General features: G+C 64.7%; 16 protein-coding genes and 1 pseudogene. 8 read left to right on the forward strand and 9 right to left on the reverse strand.

The window, feature by feature from the left end; translation table 11 throughout:
• Nucleotides 1–669: 669 nt before the first annotated feature.
• Nucleotides 670–1,677 (reverse strand): hypothetical protein, encoded by a 1,008-nt coding sequence (locus KV381_RS32530; RefSeq protein ID WP_218786925.1) that lies wholly within the window; start codon nucleotides 1,675–1,677, stop codon nucleotides 670–672.
• A gap of 155 nt (nucleotides 1,678–1,832) precedes the next feature.
• Between KV381_RS32530 and KV381_RS32535 the strand changes: the two genes are divergently transcribed.
• Entirely contained in the window at nucleotides 1,833–2,189 is a 357-nt protein-coding gene (locus KV381_RS32535; protein ID WP_109174348.1) for a hypothetical protein, read from the forward strand.
• A 46-nt stretch (nucleotides 2,190–2,235) separates the two neighbouring features.
• Here KV381_RS32535 and KV381_RS32540 read toward each other — a convergent pair whose 3' ends face one another.
• The 3 genes from KV381_RS32540 to KV381_RS32550 all read right to left on the reverse strand — a co-directional run bounded on the left by KV381_RS32540 (nucleotide 2,236) and on the right by KV381_RS32550 (nucleotide 4,227).
• Nucleotides 2,236–2,634 carry a transposase gene (locus KV381_RS32540; protein WP_306438558.1) on the reverse strand — a complete coding sequence of 133 codons (399 nt, stop codon included), beginning with the start codon at nucleotides 2,632–2,634 and terminating at the stop codon, nucleotides 2,236–2,238.
• Between the two features lie 124 nt (nucleotides 2,635–2,758).
• Nucleotides 2,759–3,274 carry a winged helix-turn-helix domain-containing protein gene (locus KV381_RS32545; RefSeq protein WP_218786926.1) on the reverse strand — a complete coding sequence of 172 codons (516 nt, stop codon included), beginning with the start codon at nucleotides 3,272–3,274 and terminating at the stop codon, nucleotides 2,759–2,761.
• A gap of 197 nt (nucleotides 3,275–3,471) precedes the next feature.
• Nucleotides 3,472–4,227: a transposase family protein gene (locus KV381_RS32550; protein ID WP_218786927.1), complete on the reverse strand. Its 756-nt coding sequence runs from the start codon at nucleotides 4,225–4,227 to the stop codon at nucleotides 3,472–3,474.
• A 435-nt stretch (nucleotides 4,228–4,662) separates the two neighbouring features.
• Between KV381_RS32550 and KV381_RS36745 the strand changes: the two genes are divergently transcribed.
• Together KV381_RS36745 and KV381_RS37145 are read left to right on the forward strand one after the other, a co-directional pair.
• Entirely contained in the window at nucleotides 4,663–5,898 is a 1,236-nt protein-coding gene (locus tag KV381_RS36745; RefSeq protein WP_256995194.1) for a hypothetical protein, read from the forward strand.
• A gap of 113 nt (nucleotides 5,899–6,011) precedes the next feature.
• Nucleotides 6,012–6,662: a DUF6461 domain-containing protein gene (locus KV381_RS37145; RefSeq protein WP_373461220.1), complete on the forward strand. Its 651-nt coding sequence runs from the start codon at nucleotides 6,012–6,014 to the stop codon at nucleotides 6,660–6,662.
• A 31-nt stretch (nucleotides 6,663–6,693) separates the two neighbouring features.
• Here KV381_RS37145 and KV381_RS32560 read toward each other — a convergent pair.
• Nucleotides 6,694–7,484 (reverse strand): IS5 family transposase gene (locus KV381_RS32560; protein WP_373461221.1). Its coding sequence is split into 2 segments (ribosomal slippage): nucleotides 6,694–7,169 and nucleotides 7,169–7,484, totalling 792 coding nucleotides; the frame shifts between segments, so codons are not numbered across the junction.
• Between the two features lie 413 nt (nucleotides 7,485–7,897).
• Here KV381_RS32560 and KV381_RS32565 point away from each other — a divergent pair.
• From KV381_RS32565 to KV381_RS32575, 3 genes are all read left to right on the forward strand, one after another.
• On the forward strand, nucleotides 7,898–8,251 hold the full coding sequence (locus KV381_RS32565) for a trypco2 family protein (RefSeq protein ID WP_218786928.1): 354 nt from the start codon (nucleotides 7,898–7,900) through the stop codon (nucleotides 8,249–8,251).
• 43 nt (nucleotides 8,252–8,294) lie between these two features.
• Nucleotides 8,295–13,211 carry a serine protease gene (locus tag KV381_RS32570; protein WP_218786929.1) on the forward strand — a complete coding sequence of 1,639 codons (4,917 nt, stop codon included), beginning with the start codon at nucleotides 8,295–8,297 and terminating at the stop codon, nucleotides 13,209–13,211.
• A 622-nt stretch (nucleotides 13,212–13,833) separates the two neighbouring features.
• Nucleotides 13,834–14,073, forward strand: a complete 240-nt coding sequence (locus KV381_RS32575) for a barstar family protein (RefSeq protein ID WP_218786930.1) — start codon at nucleotides 13,834–13,836, stop codon at nucleotides 14,071–14,073.
• A 96-nt stretch (nucleotides 14,074–14,169) separates the two neighbouring features.
• Here the strand turns inward: KV381_RS32575 and KV381_RS36750 are convergent.
• A pseudogene (locus KV381_RS36750) lies at nucleotides 14,170–14,539 on the reverse strand (IS701 family transposase); the annotation flags it as partial.
• Between the two features lie 30 nt (nucleotides 14,540–14,569).
• Here KV381_RS36750 and KV381_RS32580 point away from each other — a divergent pair.
• Nucleotides 14,570–15,364: a hypothetical protein gene (locus tag KV381_RS32580; protein ID WP_218786931.1), complete on the forward strand. Its 795-nt coding sequence runs from the start codon at nucleotides 14,570–14,572 to the stop codon at nucleotides 15,362–15,364.
• Nucleotides 15,365–15,371: 7 nt separating this feature from the next.
• On the opposite strand, the gene KV381_RS32585 is transcribed toward KV381_RS32580, so the two are convergent.
• Nucleotides 15,372–15,896 (reverse strand): hypothetical protein, encoded by a 525-nt coding sequence (locus KV381_RS32585; RefSeq protein ID WP_218786932.1) that lies wholly within the window; start codon nucleotides 15,894–15,896, stop codon nucleotides 15,372–15,374.
• Nucleotides 15,897–16,001: 105 nt separating this feature from the next.
• Here KV381_RS32585 and KV381_RS37150 point away from each other — a divergent pair, with 105 nt between their 5' ends.
• Nucleotides 16,002–16,376, forward strand: a complete 375-nt coding sequence (locus KV381_RS37150; RefSeq protein WP_353962425.1) for a hypothetical protein — start codon at nucleotides 16,002–16,004, stop codon at nucleotides 16,374–16,376.
• Here the strand turns inward: KV381_RS37150 and KV381_RS32590 are convergent.
• Together KV381_RS32590 and KV381_RS32595 are read right to left on the reverse strand one after the other, a co-directional pair.
• Nucleotides 16,371–16,601, reverse strand: a complete 231-nt coding sequence (locus KV381_RS32590) for a hypothetical protein (protein WP_218786933.1) — start codon at nucleotides 16,599–16,601, stop codon at nucleotides 16,371–16,373. The two genes, KV381_RS37150 and KV381_RS32590, sit on opposite strands and share 6 nt — an antisense overlap.
• Nucleotides 16,598–19,288: an NACHT domain-containing NTPase gene (locus tag KV381_RS32595; RefSeq protein ID WP_218786934.1), complete on the reverse strand. Its 2,691-nt coding sequence runs from the start codon at nucleotides 19,286–19,288 to the stop codon at nucleotides 16,598–16,600. The genes KV381_RS32590 and KV381_RS32595 overlap by 4 nt, the downstream gene beginning before the upstream one ends.
• Between the last annotated feature and the right edge of the window lie 4 nt (nucleotides 19,289–19,292).

The raw sequence follows: 19,292 nt of genomic DNA on the forward strand, positions 1-19,292 counted from the left end.
CGGAGCGCTGGGAACGACGTCCTGGTGTTCGCCATCTGAGTGCGGGAGCCGACCCGGATGCCCATCGGTCGGACAGCCAGGCAGCCGCGGTGGTGCTCCGGACGGGATCCGGAGTGTTGGACCGGGACGAGCACACCAGGTCCGTACCGGTCGGCGCCGCAGTGGTGCTCCGGACGCGATCCGGAGTGTTGGCCCGCGTAGCCTGCGACGTTTCCGGAGGGTGACCTGGTTGACCGGTGTTCACGCTGGCGCGATGCGGGCATTCAGGTCATTTTCCTTCGGTGTGATGGGGTGGTTCGGGGCGTGCTTGTGGTTCCGAGGTCTGTGGGTGCCCCGTTGACCGGGGGAGAGAGGCCCGTCGCCTTGTGGCAGGCGGGTGCGGTGTGCGGTGTAGAGCGCGGTGATGCCCAAGTTTTCGAGGATTGCCGAATTGGTGGGGGAATGGATGGCTGAGTGTTCGAGGAGGGCGGTCAGGGCGGTGGTAGTGAGGGGTGGGTGCCAGATGGGCCATACGAAAGCGTTGCTGATGGTGTTCCAGCTACTGAAGTTGAATGCGTGATGTCGGTCAGCTATGTGTGATCAGGGGGTGTCCTGGTCCCAGCTGCCACTCGGTCCATGACCACACCCACTACGTCAAACTCCACGTCTGGGTCCGCACTCTCTGACAGGTCAGCATCCTCGGTCGTAGATCGCCCGCAGCCACGGTTCCCTGACGGCGGGCATCCGCGCGAGCGTGTACCGAAACGCCTCCCTGGACGGCTGGAACGGGTACCACGGGTGCGGCGGCAGCGGATCGTCCCGCTCCACCCCTGTCGGCAGCCCACCGATCACCGGTAGCCGGGTCCGGTGTGGCGGGAAGGCTAGCTCGGCCCAGAGCGCGGCATCCATAGGTACCGGCACCGCCCCGGCGCGCGGCTGCCACATATCTCCGGTCTGCGGATGGACCGGCACCAGCACCAGGTCAGTGGCTGGCTCGCCGAACCCCGGTCCCGCCAGGTCCAGCTGCTTCGCACCTTCCCCGGCGGGCAGCAGCGCGCCGAGTGCCCGGCCGAGGAGCTCCGCGACCGGCCCGGGCACCACCTCGACCGGAGCGCCTCCGGCGGCCACCACCACCTGGGCGAGAGCCACGCCCGCCGGGATGTCCCGGTACTCGCTCAGCCGGTGCCACAGCGCGCCGGTCGCCAGCAGCTCCGCCCAGTCCATGACCGGCCGCTCCGGCGGGCCGGGCAGCCGCACTACCGCCTGCGGGACGAGCCGGACGACCTGCCAGCACCCACAGTCGTCCATTCTCGTTCCGACCGGCAGATCGCAGCCCAGGCAGGCAAGGTTCGGCCCGTCCCTCCCGTCGATCCCCATGCAGTAGCCCCCGGCCCGCTCAAGGATCAGCCTGGTGCCGCGCATGTCGCCGGGCGCGAGGAGGACGGTGCCCGACGGTCCGTCGGACAGCGCGCCGAACGGCGCGAAGCGCCCCCGCTCCGCCGCCTCGCGCACCCCGACCTCGTCCCACTGCCGCCACGGCGGCCCGTAAGGTGCGGGGTCGACGGCGTAGGACCCGGCCTCCAGCAGTGGCGGGTGCAGCGTCTCCCAGTGGGTATCGGCCAGGTGGATTGGCAACGCCACCTCCGACACCGCCGCCGTCAGGACTGCACCGCAGCCCGCACACCCGAACACCGCCAAGCTGTCCCCTCCCGCCGTCGAAGCCCATGCATCCCACCAAGAGGCGGACCGGGGAGCAAGGGATTTTCAGACAACCAGACATCGTTTCCCTTGGCTGAGCTTCGTACTGTTGACCGGCTAGGTGGGTGTCAGTGCGGTGTGGGAGCCTGCGGGGCATGAGTTACGACTTGGCTGTCTGGGAGGGCGAGAGGCCGGCGGATGACAAGACTGCCGGTCGGGTCTTCGGCGACCTGTACGACCGCTACATCGACAGCGAGGTGGAAGAGCCCCCCTCCGAACGGATTGCGGCTTACGTGGCCGCATTGCTTGAGCGGTGGTGTGACATCACCGAGGACGAGGAGGACACCTCGCCCTGGTCGACCGGTCCGTTGATCGGCGAGGCCAGTGGTCCGCTGGTCTACTTCCCCATGCGGTGGAGCATGGCCGAGGAGGCGTCGGCGTACGCAGCGGCCGTCGCGGAGTCCATAGGGCTGGTCTGTTTTGATGTGCAACAGGACCGGCTCAGGCCGTGAGCAGGGACGCCAACCGGCGTTGGTGAACTTGAATTCGTGATGCCGGTCAACCGTCCGTGATCAGGCCGGTGCCGACCAGGCAGCCGTCTACCAGGTCCGGGCGGTACTGGATCTGCTTCAGCCTGCGCTTGACGGCCCGGGTGATCTGGCCGAGGTCGGCTGCGGCGAGGTTGCCGATGTCGCGCTTGACCAGCGACCAGATGCCCTCTTGCGGGTTCAAGTCCGGTGAATAACTCGGAAGTTGGAAGACGGTGAGCCAGTCCGCGTGGTCGGTGATGAACTGGCGCATCGGTTCGACCAGGTGCATGCGCAGGTTGTCCCAGACCAGCACGATCGGGCCGCCGAGCTGGATGTGCGCTCTGACCAGCAGGTCGCACAGGTCGCGCCCCCCGATGCCCTTCGGCTCGCCCTTGCGGCCCCGGTACTCGCGGACCGAGTAGAACATCCGGGACCGCTTCCCCGGCTGGAGCAGGTCAACCCGGCCATGGATACCCGGCCCGAGCCCCGGCCTCGGACCCGCACCACCGGCGTTGAGCCCTTGCGTCCCCAGCTTCTCGCGCGCGGCGGCGTCATCGACTGCCCAGCTTCGTCCTCGAAGACGATCCAGCCGTCACACGCCGCCGCAGTGCTCTTACCCGCGGCCAGGTCTCCTTCTTCCACACCTCGACTGCTGCGTCGTCACGTTCGATCGCCCGCCGGGCGGGCTGCTGCCAGGACCAGCCGTGCCGCTTCAGCAGCAGCCAGGTGCCCTCCACTGTGTAGCTCACGTGGAACAGGCGGCCGATCAACGTCTTGATCCGGGCCAGCGTCCACCGCTGGTCGGCCCAGCCGTGGGCCAGCGGCCCGCGTTCCAGCTCCCGTTCCAGCCTCGTGATCTGTGCTTCGCTGAGCCTCGGCCGCCCAGGCGACCCCTTCGACAGGACCCCCGCTTCGCCGCGCTCGCGCCACTGGCGGCGCCACCGCTCCACGGACCGCTCGCTGACCCGCAGCGCGGCAGCGATCTCCCTGTTCTTCTGCCCGTCCTCGAAGCGTTCCACGGCCTGCAGCCGGACCCGCTCCCTCGCCGCCCTTCCGGCGTCGGTCAACCCGCCACCCTGCGCTTATCTCACGGTCCAGGGCTACCGGAGCGGACCAGCCGCCGTCAGGCGAACGGCTCCGACATCACCCAATCAAGTTCAGTAGCGGTCACTGATCGCTATCGGTAGTCGCCTGAATGATCTTTCCGAGGGGTGCGTGGGCTCGGCCTTCACGCCACCTGCCGGTCAGTGAGCCTCTTCCAACATCACGCTGACGCGTGATGGAGGACGAGCACGGCCTGGACGATCGCGGTGATGCGGTGGGTGCTGCAGCGGAGCTTCCGAAGGAGCCGCCAGCTCTTCAGGACCGCCATGGCCTGCTCGACAAGGCAGCGGATCTTGGCATGACTGCTGTTGTGCCGGCGCTTCCACCTCTTGAGTCGACGGCCTCGGAACGGGACGCGGACGGGGTGGCCGGCTCCCTGGTACGCCTTGTCCGCCCAGCACTTCAGCTCGGCCGTGGCGAGTGCGTCGGTGATCCCGTGGGTCCGTTCGGCGGTCAGGTCGTGGACGGCCCCGGGCAGGGCGGGGGACGCCCACAGCAGCCTGCCGAACGGATCGGTGAGGACTTGGACGTTCATGCCGTGGCGCTTGTGTTTCCCGGAGTAGTACGGGGTGTCGGCGGCGATCCGGTCGATCGGCAGGAGGGTGCCGTCCAGGATCACGAACGCCTTGGTCCGGATGGTCTTCATGGCCTCGGTCATGGTCGGGGCGAGGGCGGCCAGGACGTCGATGGCCTCGCGTATGTAGCGGTAGACGGTCGCGATGCCGATGCGGAACCCGGCGGCGAGCTGGGCATACGTATCGCCGCACCGCAGGTGGGCCAGGGCGAGCAGGGCCTGACGTGCCGCGGGAAGCCGTCGCCACCGCGTGCCGATGTCCCGACGCCTGGCCGTCAGCTGTCCGGCCAGGAACCGCAGGGTGCGGGTGGACAAGTCGATCGAGGACGGGTAGACAAGCACGCGAAGCTCCTGGCGGACACGGGTGATCTTGGTCGAGAACCCGTCTACCAGGAGCTTCGCCGTTGTGCAGAACTGTCCACCTCGCGGTCAGCGCCGCCAGCTTGGAAAAGGCTCAGTGTGTGGGCGTGGCAATGGTGAGGGCGCGTCCGTGGCGCGTACGGCGAGGTTGACGGTGCCGGCGGAGGGCCCATGAGCCATCATCGGCTCCACATAACTGCAGTAGGCCGGCAGCCTGTGGCGCCCGATAGGGATGGCCCCACCAGGATCAGGACCAAGATCGCTGGTTTCAAGTCACTTTGTATCGAACCGAGATCCGATTGATGACGCTCCGATAGTGTCTGCGCCGCCTTGCCAATGCGAGGTTCCAAGCGATTGCTACGTGGGGGGACAGTGCAGGAGCGAAAAATTGCTGTCATCATGACGATATTTCTCGCCATGGTGACGACCCTGATTTTTTCAGGGCAAGCACAGGCAAAAGAAATGAGCAACGGGCAGCGACTGGTTGGCACCTACGCTCCCCCGCGAGAGGATCCTCGAGAGTTGCGGATCGGCAGCAAGGACCAAGGCAGTGGCCCCGAATGCCATGCCGTGGCCTCCGGCGAAGCCTGTACCGAATGGAAGCCGGTATCGCAGACGCGGCGCTCGATATCACCGGCAGGCGCCAAGACGGCGGACGCGGCAGAAGCAACATGTTCAATCAGCCCAGGCAAGTGGACGTACACGCGCAAGTCCTATTGCGCAAATCTGGAGGGGACGTACACTCTCTGGGACCAGAGTAAGCCACCGAAGGTAACCGGAACGGCGATCTTCTTCGCGACCATCGGGTCGACTCTGTCGCAGACCAACGGGAGCTGGGAAGAGAAGCAGACCATGACCGTGGCTTCGGCGACAGGGAAGGTCAATTCCCTCAGTTTCAGCTGGCTGTCCAATTGCACCCCCAGCTGCACTCCCACCAAACCTAGCCCATGGCTGGGTTCTGTAAATCTCAAGGTGGGCCAGACGGCGGCCGGAACATCGAACTACACTGCGAATCCCGGGGCGGGTAAGCACGTTGGCGTTACCACTAGTTTTGCGATTCAGGTGGTTGTGCCCGGAGTCGCCGGAATTCACCTGCTCGCGAAGGATAACCCGAGGAAGGTTCGTTGCGACACCACCTTCTCGAACAATACGAGCACAGGCTGCGTGATCTCTGATGTCCAGCCGCAGCTGGTCCTCCCGCTTTCTGAGTACGGTGCCGCAGCAGCGACATACGCATGGGCGCAGCAGAAACTCATAGATCAATGGGGTACGGCGGGCAACCCCTTGAAGCGCCTGGGGGATGAGGCAATCGCCACAGCCAACCGTACCCGCACATGCGGAAGCGGAGCCTCCAGGCCGTTCATCTTCCAGCCCAGCGAGGTCACGGATGACTCGTGCGACGAGTACCCGTTCGCGGGAACTCATGAGGGCGGGAAGAACGGTGCACTCTGTGCAGATGTGATTCCGAAGCTGCAAAATGGTGTTTGGAACTTCTACCAGGACCTCAATTCTCCCGCAGTCACGGGGAATGAGCCGTGCATCCGAGGTCATGTCCCTTCGGGCGAGAACAGTGCGGCCGGAGGGAAGTTCGGCGTCAACAATAAGACAGAGCGAATCATTCCAGACGAGAAGTTTGAGGTAGTAATATCTTAAGGTTCGAGCGTTCGGTCATCTGGTATAGGGGCCCCTCTGGTCGCAGAGGGGCCCGTCAGGAAAGGGTTTCTGTGGTGTTTGATTCGGAAAAGGAGTGGGGCTGGGTAAAAGGAATGGATGGCGTTTGTGTAAATTTTACGCGCGGCCTAACCCTGGAACGCGTAATATCTAATTTTTGCCCGAATTTGAAATCTGCAAGAATTCTGGAATTGGGGGAGGTTGACGACGCTCTTGATCGACTGGACGGTCAGTCCGTCTTTAGGTGCGGCAACATTCAAGGCTGGGTCCTCTCAATCGAGATGTACGGCACCCTCTCGGTCCAGAATGAAACGCTATCAACACTCTCCGTAAATGGCCCGTCAATTACGGTTAGTTACGGCGCAAATTCCTACCATGTAGTCAGTAGCTGGGAATTCGGCTCGCGGGTCGAGCACTTCGAACCTGGTGTGCGATCTAGCCTCAGCTCAAGTGAAATCCACCCCCTATGGGATGCTACGGAAAGACTTACCGCGGGTGCCCACGACGGGGCAGCGGTCTTCAGTTCCCTTGAAGCTGTCAGTAAACGGGTGGGATTTCACATACCGTTTGACGTGGTATCCGGTCCTCTTCTCAGCGCGCCATCTGCCCAGAACTTTGCCCGCCCGAAAGAGGCGGAGACCCTGGAGGGGAGCGCTCTCGGGCCCCAATTGCCCGGACTAAACGCGGAACGCGAGGCTCCAGTGCAGGGTGGCGAGGAGCCCGATCCAGGCGGCCCTGCCGCGTAGCAGCCAATGAGCCTTAGAGCTCGTAACACGATCATGTGTGGGTCTTCTTGAGGCGTCTCCAGCAGATCAGGCTGCAGGCCAGGGAGACGAAGGCGTCGTGGAGTTCGGTGCGGCGTTCCCAGCGGACGGCGAGCCGCTTGAAGTGGTGGAGCAAGGCGAAGGTCTGCTCGACGACGTAGCGGAGCTTGCCCATTCCTTTGATGTTCGGGCAGCCCTTGCGCGAGATGACAGGCAGGATCCGTCGCTTGCGTAGCGCGTCCCGGTTCGGGTTGGAGTCGTAGCCCTTGTCGCCGAGCAGGGCGTCGGGCCGGCGGCGGGGCCGGCCCGGGCGGCCCGCGACGGGCGGGATCCCATCGACCAGGGCGAGTGTCTGGGTCACGTCGTTGACGTTCGCGGCAGTGGTGATGACCTTGAGCGGGGTGCCGCGTCCGTCACAGATCAGGTGGTGCTTGCTGCCCGTTTTCCGCCGGTCGACCGGCGGCGGACCGGTGTCGGCTCCCCCTTTTTCGCGCGGATGTGGGAGCCGTCCACGCACGCGCGTGACCAGTCGAGTTCGCCGGCCGTGTTCAGCTCTGCGAGCAGGAGCTGGTGCAGTTGGTCGAAGACTCCCGCCTTCTGCCACCGGTCCAGGCGACGCCAGCAGGTCTGCCCGGAGCCGAACCCCAGCTCCAAGGGCAGGAGTTGCCAGGCTATGTCGTTGTGGAGGACGAACAGGATGCCCTGGAGACAGAGCCGGTCCGACACCGGCCGCGGCCCAGGCGAGCGCTCCGGCCACGGCGGCAGCAGCGGCTCGATCAGCGCCCACAAGTCGTCGTCCACGATCCACGGCCGAGTAGTCACACCATCACGAACAGCCGAATCATCACACCGGTCACGGCCAACCAGGACGATTCAGCAAGATCGTGTTACGAGCTCTTAGAAGCCTGCAAAGTCCTGCTTTGTGGCCTCCTCCAGACCTTGGCAGGTGGCAGCGCTACCAGAGATGGGGCTGGCGAGTCTAGGGGCGGGGGTGGGCCTGACTGGACCCACCTGGGCCGTACGGCGCTACAGATTCTTCCCTGCTCCGAACTGTGCCTTTCCAGTACATTCCCTACCGACTTCCCGTACGATGGCGAAGCAGCCTCGGTGGTGTGGTCTGGGATTTCGCGTTTCCCATGCGCAGGCGGGTGTCGTCAGGAAAGCTGCGCTTCAGGCCGGTCGAGCACACTGTCCGCAGGGGCGTTGGAGGGGGAATCGTGGCAAAGGTGACGCTGTCCGAGGCGCTGGCAGAACTCCGCGAAGAGCTGTACAAAGCCGCTGATACCGCTGGCAACGAGCAGTTCAGGTTCGAGGTCGAGCAGGCCGAACTCTGTCTTGAGGTCGAGTTCCGTAAGGACGGCAACGGCAAGGTCAACGTCGAAGTCGGCGCCTTCGGCACCAAGGGTGCAGTGGAGGCCGGAGGTGGGGGTGGCAGCACGCAGCGGCAGACGCTGACGTTGACGCTGAACGTCCGCGACGAGGCCCTGGCCGGACAGCCCGCCCGCATCCGCCGGCACGAGACGCCTGGCGGGCAGCCGAGGGCTGATGTCCCGCCTGGCGGCGACGCCTGAGTAGTTACAAACGTGGAGGCGCGGGCGTAGCGGGAGAACGACAGTGGACGCGCAGAGAACGGCGTACATCAAGCCTGACCAGCCGGTGGGCGGGTCGGGTTCGGGGTATCTCATCGGGCCCCGGCTGCTGCTGACCGCGCTCCACGTTGTTCACGACGACGGTGTCCGCGCGTCCGGTGCGACCGTATGGGTCGGGCATCCTCGCGCGGACTCCGGGCTTCGCAAACGCACCGCGACGGTCATCTGGCCAGCCCCGGACCTCGGCCCGGATAGCGCCGGGGTGCCGGACGTCGCGCTGCTGCTTCTGGACCAGGACGCCGACGAAGGCCACACGACGGCCGTGCCCTGGGGCCGGCCCCAGGGCGATGCTCCGCTGGCCTATGCCGGGATCGGGGTTCCGGCGTTCTCCACCCTCTCGGGCGGCGGCGTCCAGTATGAGAGCCTCCGCGGCGAACTCGCCCCCCTAACCACCGCCGGCAGGCGCTGGGTCCTCGACTGCCGCGTCTGGCCCGCCGCCACACAGCAGAAGGAACGTCCTTGGGCCGGCGCCTCCGGCACCGCCATCTTCGCCAACGGACACCTCGTCGGCGTCGCCGTCGAATACGGCACCGGCATGGGCGAACGACGCCTCACCGCCGAACCCATCCACCTGCTCCTCACCGACCCAGGATTCACCACCCTGCTGACTGAGCACGGCTTCCCCAGCACCCGGAACACAGCCGACGATGTCACCGCCGACGAGGCGACCGCGACACGAAGCCGACACGCGTGGTCGGTGCTCGCTGAACAACGCAAGCTCGCTATGTCCGGCGTTCGGACCACTATCGGTGATGAGTCATTCGGCGGTCCGGTCGTGATCTCATTCGCTGACCGTCGCGAGCAACTCGCTGAGGCCCTGCGCGAGGCCGGTACTCGTGCCTCGGCTCTGTTGGTATCCGGCGAGTCGGGCATCGGCAAGAGTGCGCTGACGCTGTCAGCCGTCGCCGAGCTGGAAGCCGTAGACCCTGCCGGGTTCCAAGGGGTGGTGGTGAACTTCCGGAGTTTGCCGCAGTCCAGCTTGGAGCTGCGAGCTGCCCTTGGGATGTCGCTGGAGGACGTGCTCGCAGAGACATCGGCACCGTCTCGGGTCTTGGTCATCGACGCGGCTGATGCTGCTCTGGAGCGGTCCGCTGGCCTCTTGAGCGATCTGGTGCTGGCAGCGGCTGCGGCCGGTGTTGGGCTCGTCGCGGTCACATCTGACGTGGCACTGGGTTACGTACGGGAGCAGGTCGAGCTGGGGTTCGCGAAGTCCGTTTCGTCTTTCGAGATGTCGCCGCTGGGCGATGAGGATATCTCGGTCGTCTCGGGACATTTTCAGCTTCTGCGTGCAGTCCTGCGAGACCTGCCTGCGAACTCGCTGCTGCGCAGACCTGTCGTGCTGGACCTTCTGGCTCGGACCGGGACGGAGCCGGACAGCGCGCTGGGTGAGTGGGAATGCCTTGATCTCGTGTGGAGCAGGGTTGTTCGCGGCGACGGACGGCCCGGTGTCGGATCTGCGGAGGCACGCGAACAGACACTGCTTGCGGTAGCCGCAGCGATCATGAAGCTGCCCGAGGGGCATCGACCCCTCGCAGGCGTCGATGCCGCAGCAGTCGATGCGCTGCGCCGTGATCATCTGCTCGCGCCGGCGAGCCGGTACCGGAACCAGCCGGACTTTGCGCACGACGAAGTCCGGCGGTACGCGACCGCCATCCTTCTCGTCCGTAGTCAGAGCCCGACCGAGTTGCTGCAGGCAGCGGGGGCGCCCCGGTGGGCACTGTCGGCCGCCACACTTGCCTGCAAGGGGCTACTGAAAGCACCAGACACTCGACCCGTTCGGATGTTCATCGAACTGCGCTCACACTTGCAGGTATTCGCGGCAGCGCACGGACCCCGGTGGTCTGACGTTCCGGTAGAGGCGGTTTTGGAGACGCCATTCGCGTACGAATGCCTAAAGTTCGCGTGTGAGGATCAGTCGGTCGACTTGGTGCTCGGCGACGTGGTTCGAGTTGTTCAGCAGAGGCATAAGGTCAACGGGCTGGTCGACCATCTCGTCACTAACCCTGTTGTCCAGATTCTTCTCGATGAAAAAAAGCCCTGGGATGTGTCGGAAGAGTCGTTCGAACTGCTTGCGGACTGGCTGCAAGCTCTGTCCCTGGCAAACATTCCGGCCGACGACGAGCTTCGAATCCGTCTTCGAGGCCGTCTCCTTGCCTACTGGAACTCGTTTCCTCTACGCAAAACCGGAGCGGACGTATCGTCCGGGCGAATCTTGCAACGCCGTCGACGCCGACGTGAGCTGGACTACCACCTGACGAGGGAAAATTTCGTCGAAACGTTGGCTCTGCTCGGACCAGACATTAATGATGCCATCGAAGCGTGCCTTCGGGCCATCGCGGACGATGCACCAGCGTTCCTGGCTCCGGCAGCGGACGCGCCATTGAGTGCCCGAGCCTTGGCGCAGAAGGACCCGGAGCTATTGGCGGCGTTGATGATGGCCTACTACATCGACGACGAAAAAAGCTGGCACCGAGATGAGGGTGTCCGAGGGCATCAGGGGCGCTGGAGAGGTTTCGGAGTACCTTTCTTCCAGTACTACTTCGGTGGGTTCTGGCAGCTATTCCAGACAGCATCAGTGCCGACCTCGGTTCGGGTGTTGAATGGCATCCTGAATAGCGGTGCGCGGGCGCGCGTAGCAATGTTGTCGCGGCTTAGCCCGCCCTATGCATCTACTGATCCTTTTGATGGTGGCGGCGAGAGTGCCGATGGTGAGGCGGAGAATAGAGAGGGAGAAGACCGCGGTGCGATTCTGAACATTTATGGCACTTCCCGCTTGTATGTCGGCGACAGTCATGTTTGGAGCTGGTACCGGGGTACGTCGGTCGGCCCATATTCGGCGATGAGCGCGCTCCAGGCGATGGAGCGCCTTGCCGATATGTGGTTGAGTCAGGGCGTGTCACCAAAAAGGGTCGTTGAGGTACTCCTGCATGGCTGCGAGAACCTCGCGGTTCCGGGGATGCTATTTGGTCTGCTCGCGCGCCACATCGAGAAAGTCGGCACCGAACTCGACCTGTTTCTCGCCGAACCGGTTGTGTGGAACTTGGAGTTCGGCCGCACGACGAGTGAGTATTCAGGGCTGCGTGCAATAACCGAAGGGCTCGCGAACCTCGAACGTCGCCGTTGGACACCGCGCGAGGTAGCCGTGTGGCTTATGGTGCATGGTGGGCAGGAGCGTGTCCAGGATTTGAAGAAAGTCGCCAAAAAGCTTGTCGATAATGGCAACCGTCTTGGATACAGGCAAGAGCTTACGAAGAACTGGGCTGCCAGTCTGGATTCGGATCAATACCGGGTTAAACGGCACGGCGATGCAGTCCACATCGAGGTCGAGCCGCCGCCTGAGCTGCGAGCCGCACAAGAAGCGCACACGGCTTACCAGGAAGCCCTGCAGACCAGCACGCGGCTGAAGAACCGGTATTGGGGATCGGTTAAGCACGACACCGAGTACGTGCCGCCCCCATCGGCAGAGATTGCCGCGGATCTGGCGGCAGGCCGTGCCCTGCTGGAGTCCGACGGAGATCAAATGCCGCCTCGGGATTTGGACGCCGTTGCCCACGTCACTCGAGCAGCGATCGAACGAGCCGCTGCTGGTGATCTGGAGGCGCTTGGCGACGAAGCGCAATTCGCAACCGAGCTTGTCATCGGCATCGCATTGTCGTTCCAGGAGACCGAGGGCCAGCATCACGAGGGCCAGTTCTTCGATCTTGGCGCCGACCGAGCGGTGGCTCAAGCCGTGCCGGCGTTCCTCACACCCGCCCTGGCCGCACCGCTGGAAGCGGCTGGTGGCTCGATCGAAGATGTTGCCGAAGCCGGTCTCGCGATGGCAGGCAAGGCGCCTATGGAGACCCGGCTGTACCTGGCACGTGGATGCGATGTCGTCTGGAGGGGCCCATGCCACTTCAACCCTTGCATCCACCCGACCGCATTGAACTGGTTGCTTGAGACCGCCCGTGGCGCAGAAATCGGTCCCTGGGACCAAAGCGGCCAAAGACGGCCGAATGTCCAGATTGCTGGCGACGTTGCCGAGCGCCTCCAGGAACTACCAGGTGAATCCGTCAGGATCGCGATTCTCGATGCAGCCATTCGCGGCCTCGGCGCGGCCGCGTCGACAGACCACTGTTGCACTGACGAGGCAGCCGCGCTCCTCGCCGCGCTCCTCGACGTCGAGCGACGCGCCATGGTCGTGCAAGAGAACGAAGGCTGGTCCGCGGACGACCGCGGGACGCACACCCTTATCGCCGCACGGGCCCTGCTCGAAGGGTTCGCGAAGAACGGCGATAACAGACCGTTGCTCGAGCACCTCGATGCCCTTCGCGCAGGTGCACAGTTGATGTCGAATTTTCTCCACGGTCTTGCCGCGGCAGGTGCAGAGAACGACCGCTTGGCCGAGGCTGCCCGAGGTGTCTGGCCGTCGTTGCTGCGCCATGCCATTGGCTACCTGAGTGATGACCCGAGCCCCTATCGCGACCACCACTGGGGGGACTGGGCTGCCGCTGCCCTTCTGCCGGATCCTCTTCCTTGGACGCAGGGGCTGTACAACGAGGTCGCAGGTGAACCCATTGACTGGGTCCGTGCTGACGACCTTGTTGAGGTAATTGACGATTGGCTGCCTGCCGCTCGCGGTGAGGTCAAGCCCGTCGACGCGCTTATCAGCATCCTGCGAAAGCTCCCGGAGGGAGTGCAAGTCACCCGCGGTGTGCCCTGGGTCTCTGACCTGTGCATTCAAGATGGGCGTGTCACAGTCAAGCAGTCGTGGTTTTCGGATAGCTGGCTCAAGGAAATTCGCACAACGGCCGAGGTGCTCGGTAAGTTGGATGAATGGCAGATGCTCGTCGACTCCTTGGTCGTCGCCGGCAACGAGGGACTGGCGCCGTACAGTAGGTGATGCCCTAGATTCCCTGCCCGTCCTCTCTTCAGTCTTTGGATTTACAGCGAGTACCAACAGTGAGCCTTTTGCAACCTCACGCCGAGGCGTGGTGGAGGAGGGCTGCCTGGACCATGGTCGTGATGCGATGTCACTAGGAGTGAGCGCGCCCCGGGCTGTTGCCGGACATTTCGCGCCCCTTGGCCGGGCGAGGCGACCACAGTCGCCTAGGGTTCGTGGTCAGGCAGTCAGGCGCATGGTGCCGCCAGCAACACGCCTTGCAAGAATGCTTCCTGCACGCATGTTTCTACGGGGGTGGGTTCGTTGGTCTGGTTTGCAGAGAGGTTCCTCTTTGCATGACACGTGCCTGGCTGACCTCACGGCAGCTTTGCTATTCAGGAAAGAGGAGGTACTCCTCGGAGTCCTCCAGCAACCCGACTATCCCGCCCTCGCGTCCTGTCCGGTCTGCGACAAGGGCCAGGAAGCATCGTGTCACACGGTCGCGGACCCGGGGACTGACGGGCACGACGCGGTCCTCGTGGACTTCAAACCCCGTCGGCACAAGCTCTGGGTACTTGCCGGCTGGTAGTGCTTCATAGGTCTGCTGTCGGTGCGGTTGCGAATGGTGCCTAGGATGCGGGCCATGGTAACCATCGACGTAGCTTCAGTCGCGAGTGAGGACGAGTTGCACCGACTGCTCCAGCGAGAGTTCGACTTTCCGGATTTCTACGGTCGGAACTGGGCTGCCTTCTGGGATGCCGTCAGCGGCCTTGTTTTCATCCCCGAGCAGGTGCGCTTCGTTGGTTGGAAGTCGTTGGCGGAACGTGTCCCGGATGGGGCGATGATACTGACCGATTGCCTTGATCGATACCGCGACCGCTAGCGGCCGGGTCTTCGGGTGGAGTACCGGTAGCTGTGACGATTCCCGTCCGTACTGACAGGTCTCGGCGCCAGGTCACGCAAGTGCCGGTCCAGCACCTCAGCAGGTCCTGGAGGGTGTCGAGGACCTGGTAGAGGGTCAGGCTTGCGTGTGGACTTTTGGGTCGAGCCGCCCGCAAGGTGAGGAAGGCATGGGCGGCGGTGACGAGGGTGACGTGGTGGTGCCAACCGCGCCAGGCGCGGCCCTCCAAGTGGTCCAGCCCCAGGCCGTGCTTGAACTCGCGTTAGTCGTGCTCGATCAGCCAGCGCATCTTTGCCCACCGCACCAGATCGGTGACCTGTGTGGTCGTGGGCAGGTTCGAGATCCAGTAGCCCGTCGGCGTGTCCTGACCGTCAGGCCACTCGACCAGGAGGGTCCGGGTAGGCAGGACGCCGTCCCACCGGTTGCGGCCGCCGCCCTCCTGCTGGGCTGCGGCCAGTGGCGGAGCTTATCTGGACGCATGGCGAAACTGTTCGGCGGGAGGTGCGGGCCGAACGGGAAGTACGGCTGGACGGGTTGGTTCACGGACTTTCTGCCGGCATGCCGGGCAGGCGTGGTGGCCGCGGTGCCCGTAGCGGTTGATGGGTGTGCCGCAGCCGGCGCACGGGCCGATGTGCCAGGGCAGGCAGTTGAGGAGTTGGCTGGCACGTTGCCGTTCGCCGGGTGGAAGGACGAGGCACTGTTTCTGGCGGGGGATGCGGTACAGGTGCGCGGGGACATCTGTCCAGGTGTGTGGTGCGGCTGCGGCGGTGGCGCGGTGTCTTCGGGTGTTGTCGAAGGTGTGGGTGCGCTCGCCGTATCGGCAGCGGGTGTCGAGCTCTTCGCCGGTGAAGATGAGTTCTCCGTCGTCGGGTTGGTCCGTGCCGTCAGGTTCGGGTTCGGGCGTGCCGACGATCTCGCGCCAGCGGGCTCGGTCCTGCTCTGGGACCCACATCCGGGCGGTGAGCCGGGAGTCGCGTGGGTCGGGGATCCGCATCGGAACCCAGCTCCCTGTCGCACTCGTGACGACAAGTTCGTCCAGCTGGGGTGTCGGCTTTGGTGGCAAGCACAGCGCGGGCAGGTCCCAGTGGGCGTGGAATCCTCCGCAGGTCCGCATCCCACCAGAGCCGGGGCAGAGACGCTGGCTGCTTTCATCGCACCGCCACTCCTGCAGGTTCCGGGCGCCGGCCCGGACCAGCATGGATTTGCGGCTGGCAATGACATGCCACGGCTGGTCATCGACGAGTATCCAGGGCGCTCGGTCGACGAGCGCTGATGAGCCGTCACTCGTGACCCACAGCGGAGTGATGCCATGTTCGACCGCTCGCGTGGAGCGGCGCCGCACCGTGGCTGCGGTGATCGGGGAGTACTGCGCTTCCCATCCCACCTTCCCCGCCAGGCCCGGCGATCAGGACGTCGGTGCGGATCCGACCGTCATCCGATCTGGCCTCCGTGTCGGCGGTCAGTCCGTGCTCCTGGGCGGTTCGGGCAATGCGTTCCTTCATCGCCTTGTGCCTGTCGGACTCTTCGGCCGTCGCTTTCGTTCGCAGGGGCAGGTGCGTCGCGATCAGGGTGGTGACTCCGTCGATGGTGCGCCGGCGGATTGCCATCCACGGAGTGCGGCCCTCACCTTCGGCCTGGCATATCCCCTCTTCGTGGTGTTCCAAGCATTCGAGTAGTTGCCGGTCCCGGTCCCCGATGGGGTGGGTGATTTCCTCCAGCAGGCCGGGTAGTCCTGGGTGTCCGAGGTCTGCGTGGGTGAGGTGGACGACGATTTCGTAGCCGGTGTGCCAGACGCCGTTGGCCATGAGTTCGGGGTTACGAACGGCACGCGCGTGCCGCTAGGGCGCCTTTGTCCGCCGGAGAAAGGAGGTTGCAGTGCACACGCCCACTTTGCTGCTCGGGCGCAGTACGTGGGCCAGGCGGACAGGACCTTCCCTATCCTGCTGGCCGAAGAAGCGCTGAACACCCATCTCGGAGGGCCCGAGTTCATGCGAGGCCAGCTTGGCCGGCTGGTGGACGCGATTGGATCTACCGGGCCTGCCTCTGGGGATTATCGAGGCCCGTGCCCCCACCTCGGAGTTTATCCTGGAGGCGGATTCTCGATCTTCGACGACCACAGGGGCGAGGTCGTGGGATACCGCGGTACCGAGACGATCACAGACCAGGACCGGGTCGATCTGTTCCGCAAGGCATTCGTGCTCCGCCACTCCTCTGCCGTCGACAGTCAGGCTGCCCAGGATTGCTCACGGCCGTGTTGGCGACGAGGTGGCAGCGCGAGGTCATGAGTGGGTGAGGCTTTCGTGGTTCCACTGCTGCAGCAGCGTCTCCGCGGGCAGCGCGCTGCCGTCGGGTGCAAGTCGTTGGACTGGCATGTCGTGGGCGGCGCACGCGAGCAGTTGTTCAGCGACGAGGTGGGGAACGAACAAGGCTGCGGTGCCTGACTTCCGGTTGAAAGCTACCTGGTAGGTGGCGATGCGGACACGACGAGCCGGCACCGCGCTGTTCCTCACGCGTCGAACGACTCCGTCGGACGCAACCGGACCTTCGGGCGCCCGCTCGCGTTCACCTTCTCGACGCTAATTTTGCCTTCCTTTTGCATCCTGCGCACAAAAGCCTGCCAGGTGTCGAGGCCGTAGTCCGAGACCCAGTGGAGCTGGCTGTTCTCGTCCGGGGCGTAATCGCGTTTCACAATGATCGGCCCCCGCGCACGGGTGATGTTGGCCTTGAAATGGTTATCACTGTCGTCGGCGCTCTGTTCATCGGCCAGCCCTAGGGCGCGCTTGATGCTCGGCTGTCCGACCGCCAGCTCGTTGTGCATCAGCAGCTCGCGTACGTGCTTGTAGGAGTCGCCCAGCAGCGCGTTGGCACCGGACCGCGACAGGTCCAGCCGCTCCACATGACCGGAGACCAGCAGGAGTTCGACCCCCGGCTGCACGGTCAGGTTCTGCACCCGTGCGTCCACGAGCGTCACCTGTCCGGAGCCGCTCAGCTCCAGGTTCTCGACGCTGATGCACCGCCCGGTCCGGGGCCCTTCGCCGACCCCGTGGACCTTTGCCCACAAGGCGCCGAGGCTGAGTGAGGCCCCGGGCAGATGCGCGTCGGAGGCATACGCCGCGCTCACCTTGTGCTGGAGTTCCATGACCAGTTCGGTGGGTTGCCCCCGGCCCTGGGACTTCCACATGGACAGGATGAGCTGAGCGCACAGGGGAGAGATGGGCACGCTGAACAAGAGGGACACCGCCTGGTCCAGCGGTAGGCGCGCGATCTGACGGGCCAGGAACTGCTCGGCGATCGCGAGATGGGTGAACTTGAACGCCAGTTCGTCGTCCGCCCACTCCGCGCTCAGGCCACAGAGCGCGACCAGCCGCCGCTTCTCCTCCTTGTTGAGGTCCCGGCCCAGAGCCAGCGACGCCGCCAGTTCGAAATCTTCCCCGGAAATCTCCGGCACGACGTTGCGGGCTATCAGCTCCGACACCTCGGAGAAGATGTCGGCCAAGACCTCCGAACTGAAAAGGTCGTTGCCGCCCTGGCCCGGCATCTTGCGGCGTTCCCGCTGCAGGTAGGTGTCGACCACGAACTGCATGAACTCGCCTGATCCGGTCCGCATCCAGTCGACAAACGCCAGGCAGAAGAAGGGCGTGGTCAACAGCTGCCGGATCTCCTGGGGTGTGCCCGTGCCGTCCACCTCGATCGGCAGCTGACTGGTAAGAGCCCGCAGCTGTTCAGGCCGCCACGGCAGCAGTTCGAGCGGCGTTATGTACGGCGGCCAGGCCAGGGCGTCGCGTGCGGTCAGGCTCCGCAGGAGCCGGGCTTCTGAGTAGCTCGACCGCGCCGAGAGCACCACGGTTCCCTTGCCGCGCAACTCGTCCAGGATGGGTTTCAAGCCAGTCAGGGGATTGTCGTAGGTGCGGAAGCCGAGGAGCTCGTCGAAGCCGTCGATTACGAGGATCACCAGACCGGCACGGCAAAGGGCCAGCACCGAGCGCTTGTCGAGGATGCGGGTCGGCGCCATGCGAGCGTCGAGCAGTGTGTCGAGGCTGTTCGCACTCGCTCCACTCGAGGAGATGTAGACCGCCAAGGGGCTGAGGTCCTCACCCGAGGAAAGGGACTCCCGGGCAAACTGGAGCAGACTGTGTGTCTTGCCCGACCCCGCTTCCCCTGTCAGCGTGATCAGGTTGGTGCAGGCGTTGTAGATCCCGGCTTGCTGGCTGATTCGCGCGCACGCCTCGGTGATCGTGACGTCGCGCCCCTCCCCAAACGGTCCGTTGGCGATGTGGACCTGGGCGGGCACATTGGGGATGTGCCGTTTGAGATCCGGGAACAATTCGTCACTGATCTTCTTCTCGAGCTCAAGCTGCTCATCGAGTCCCTCCAGCAGCCGCTCCTTGAGGAGGTCCCACTTGCAGATCTCCGCGAGGAATGCTTTGTACGGACGCGGACCGGCATCGGAGCGCCAAATTCGGGCGTAGTCCACGTCCAGCTCGAAATGGTCGACCCGAAGGACCGAGCCCTCCGAGGTGCGCAGTTCCCAGCGGGCCGCGATGGGCTCGGGAGGGTCGACGAGCATCTGGACCGAACCCGGCTTGGCGAAGCCACGGAGATCCTTTTCGATGTCCGCAGCGAAGCTCTCGAACATCCTGTCACCGCCCTGGAGCCCCAGCTTCTGAAGGGCGTCGAGGGTCGCCTGATCACTGATGTCGGTCGCCGGCCCACGGCGCGGCCAGTAGGTCGCGGTCGCCGATGAGTAGTCCTGCAGCGCGGCGGGCTCGCCTCTGACCAAGAGGAAGAACGGCTCGAGGTTGGCGGCGTGGCCGTGTTCGTGGATCCTCACGATCCGGGTCGCGTTGTCCTCGACCACCTGGTGCAGAGCGTCGAGGTCCACGTTCTGCGGGTCCGGCCCTCCGTGAAACACCTGATTCCGCATCCGACGGAGCGGCATACCCAGTGCGATCTCCGTATTGATGCTGTCAGCGACGACCAGCGCCGAAGTCTGACAGGTGTCGCAGTCCAGCGACCCCTGCTGTTGCGAGATATAGGTGGCCCAACGGTCGAGAGAACCCGGTGTGGTCAGTTCGGTCGGCCCTTCCGCCGCAGCCGCGCACAGAAGCCCCAGGACGCGCAGTTGGTACTCGACGTGAGCCAGCGTCTTCAAGGGCTCCTGCTGCCTGGCCGGTGCGGCAACGAGGTCAGCGATCATCACG

Origin of the sequence: Streptomyces sp. WY228 (genome assembly GCF_019287315.1) — a bacterium.
Classification (GTDB): Bacteria; Actinomycetota; Actinomycetes; order Streptomycetales; family Streptomycetaceae; genus Streptomyces; species Streptomyces caviscabies.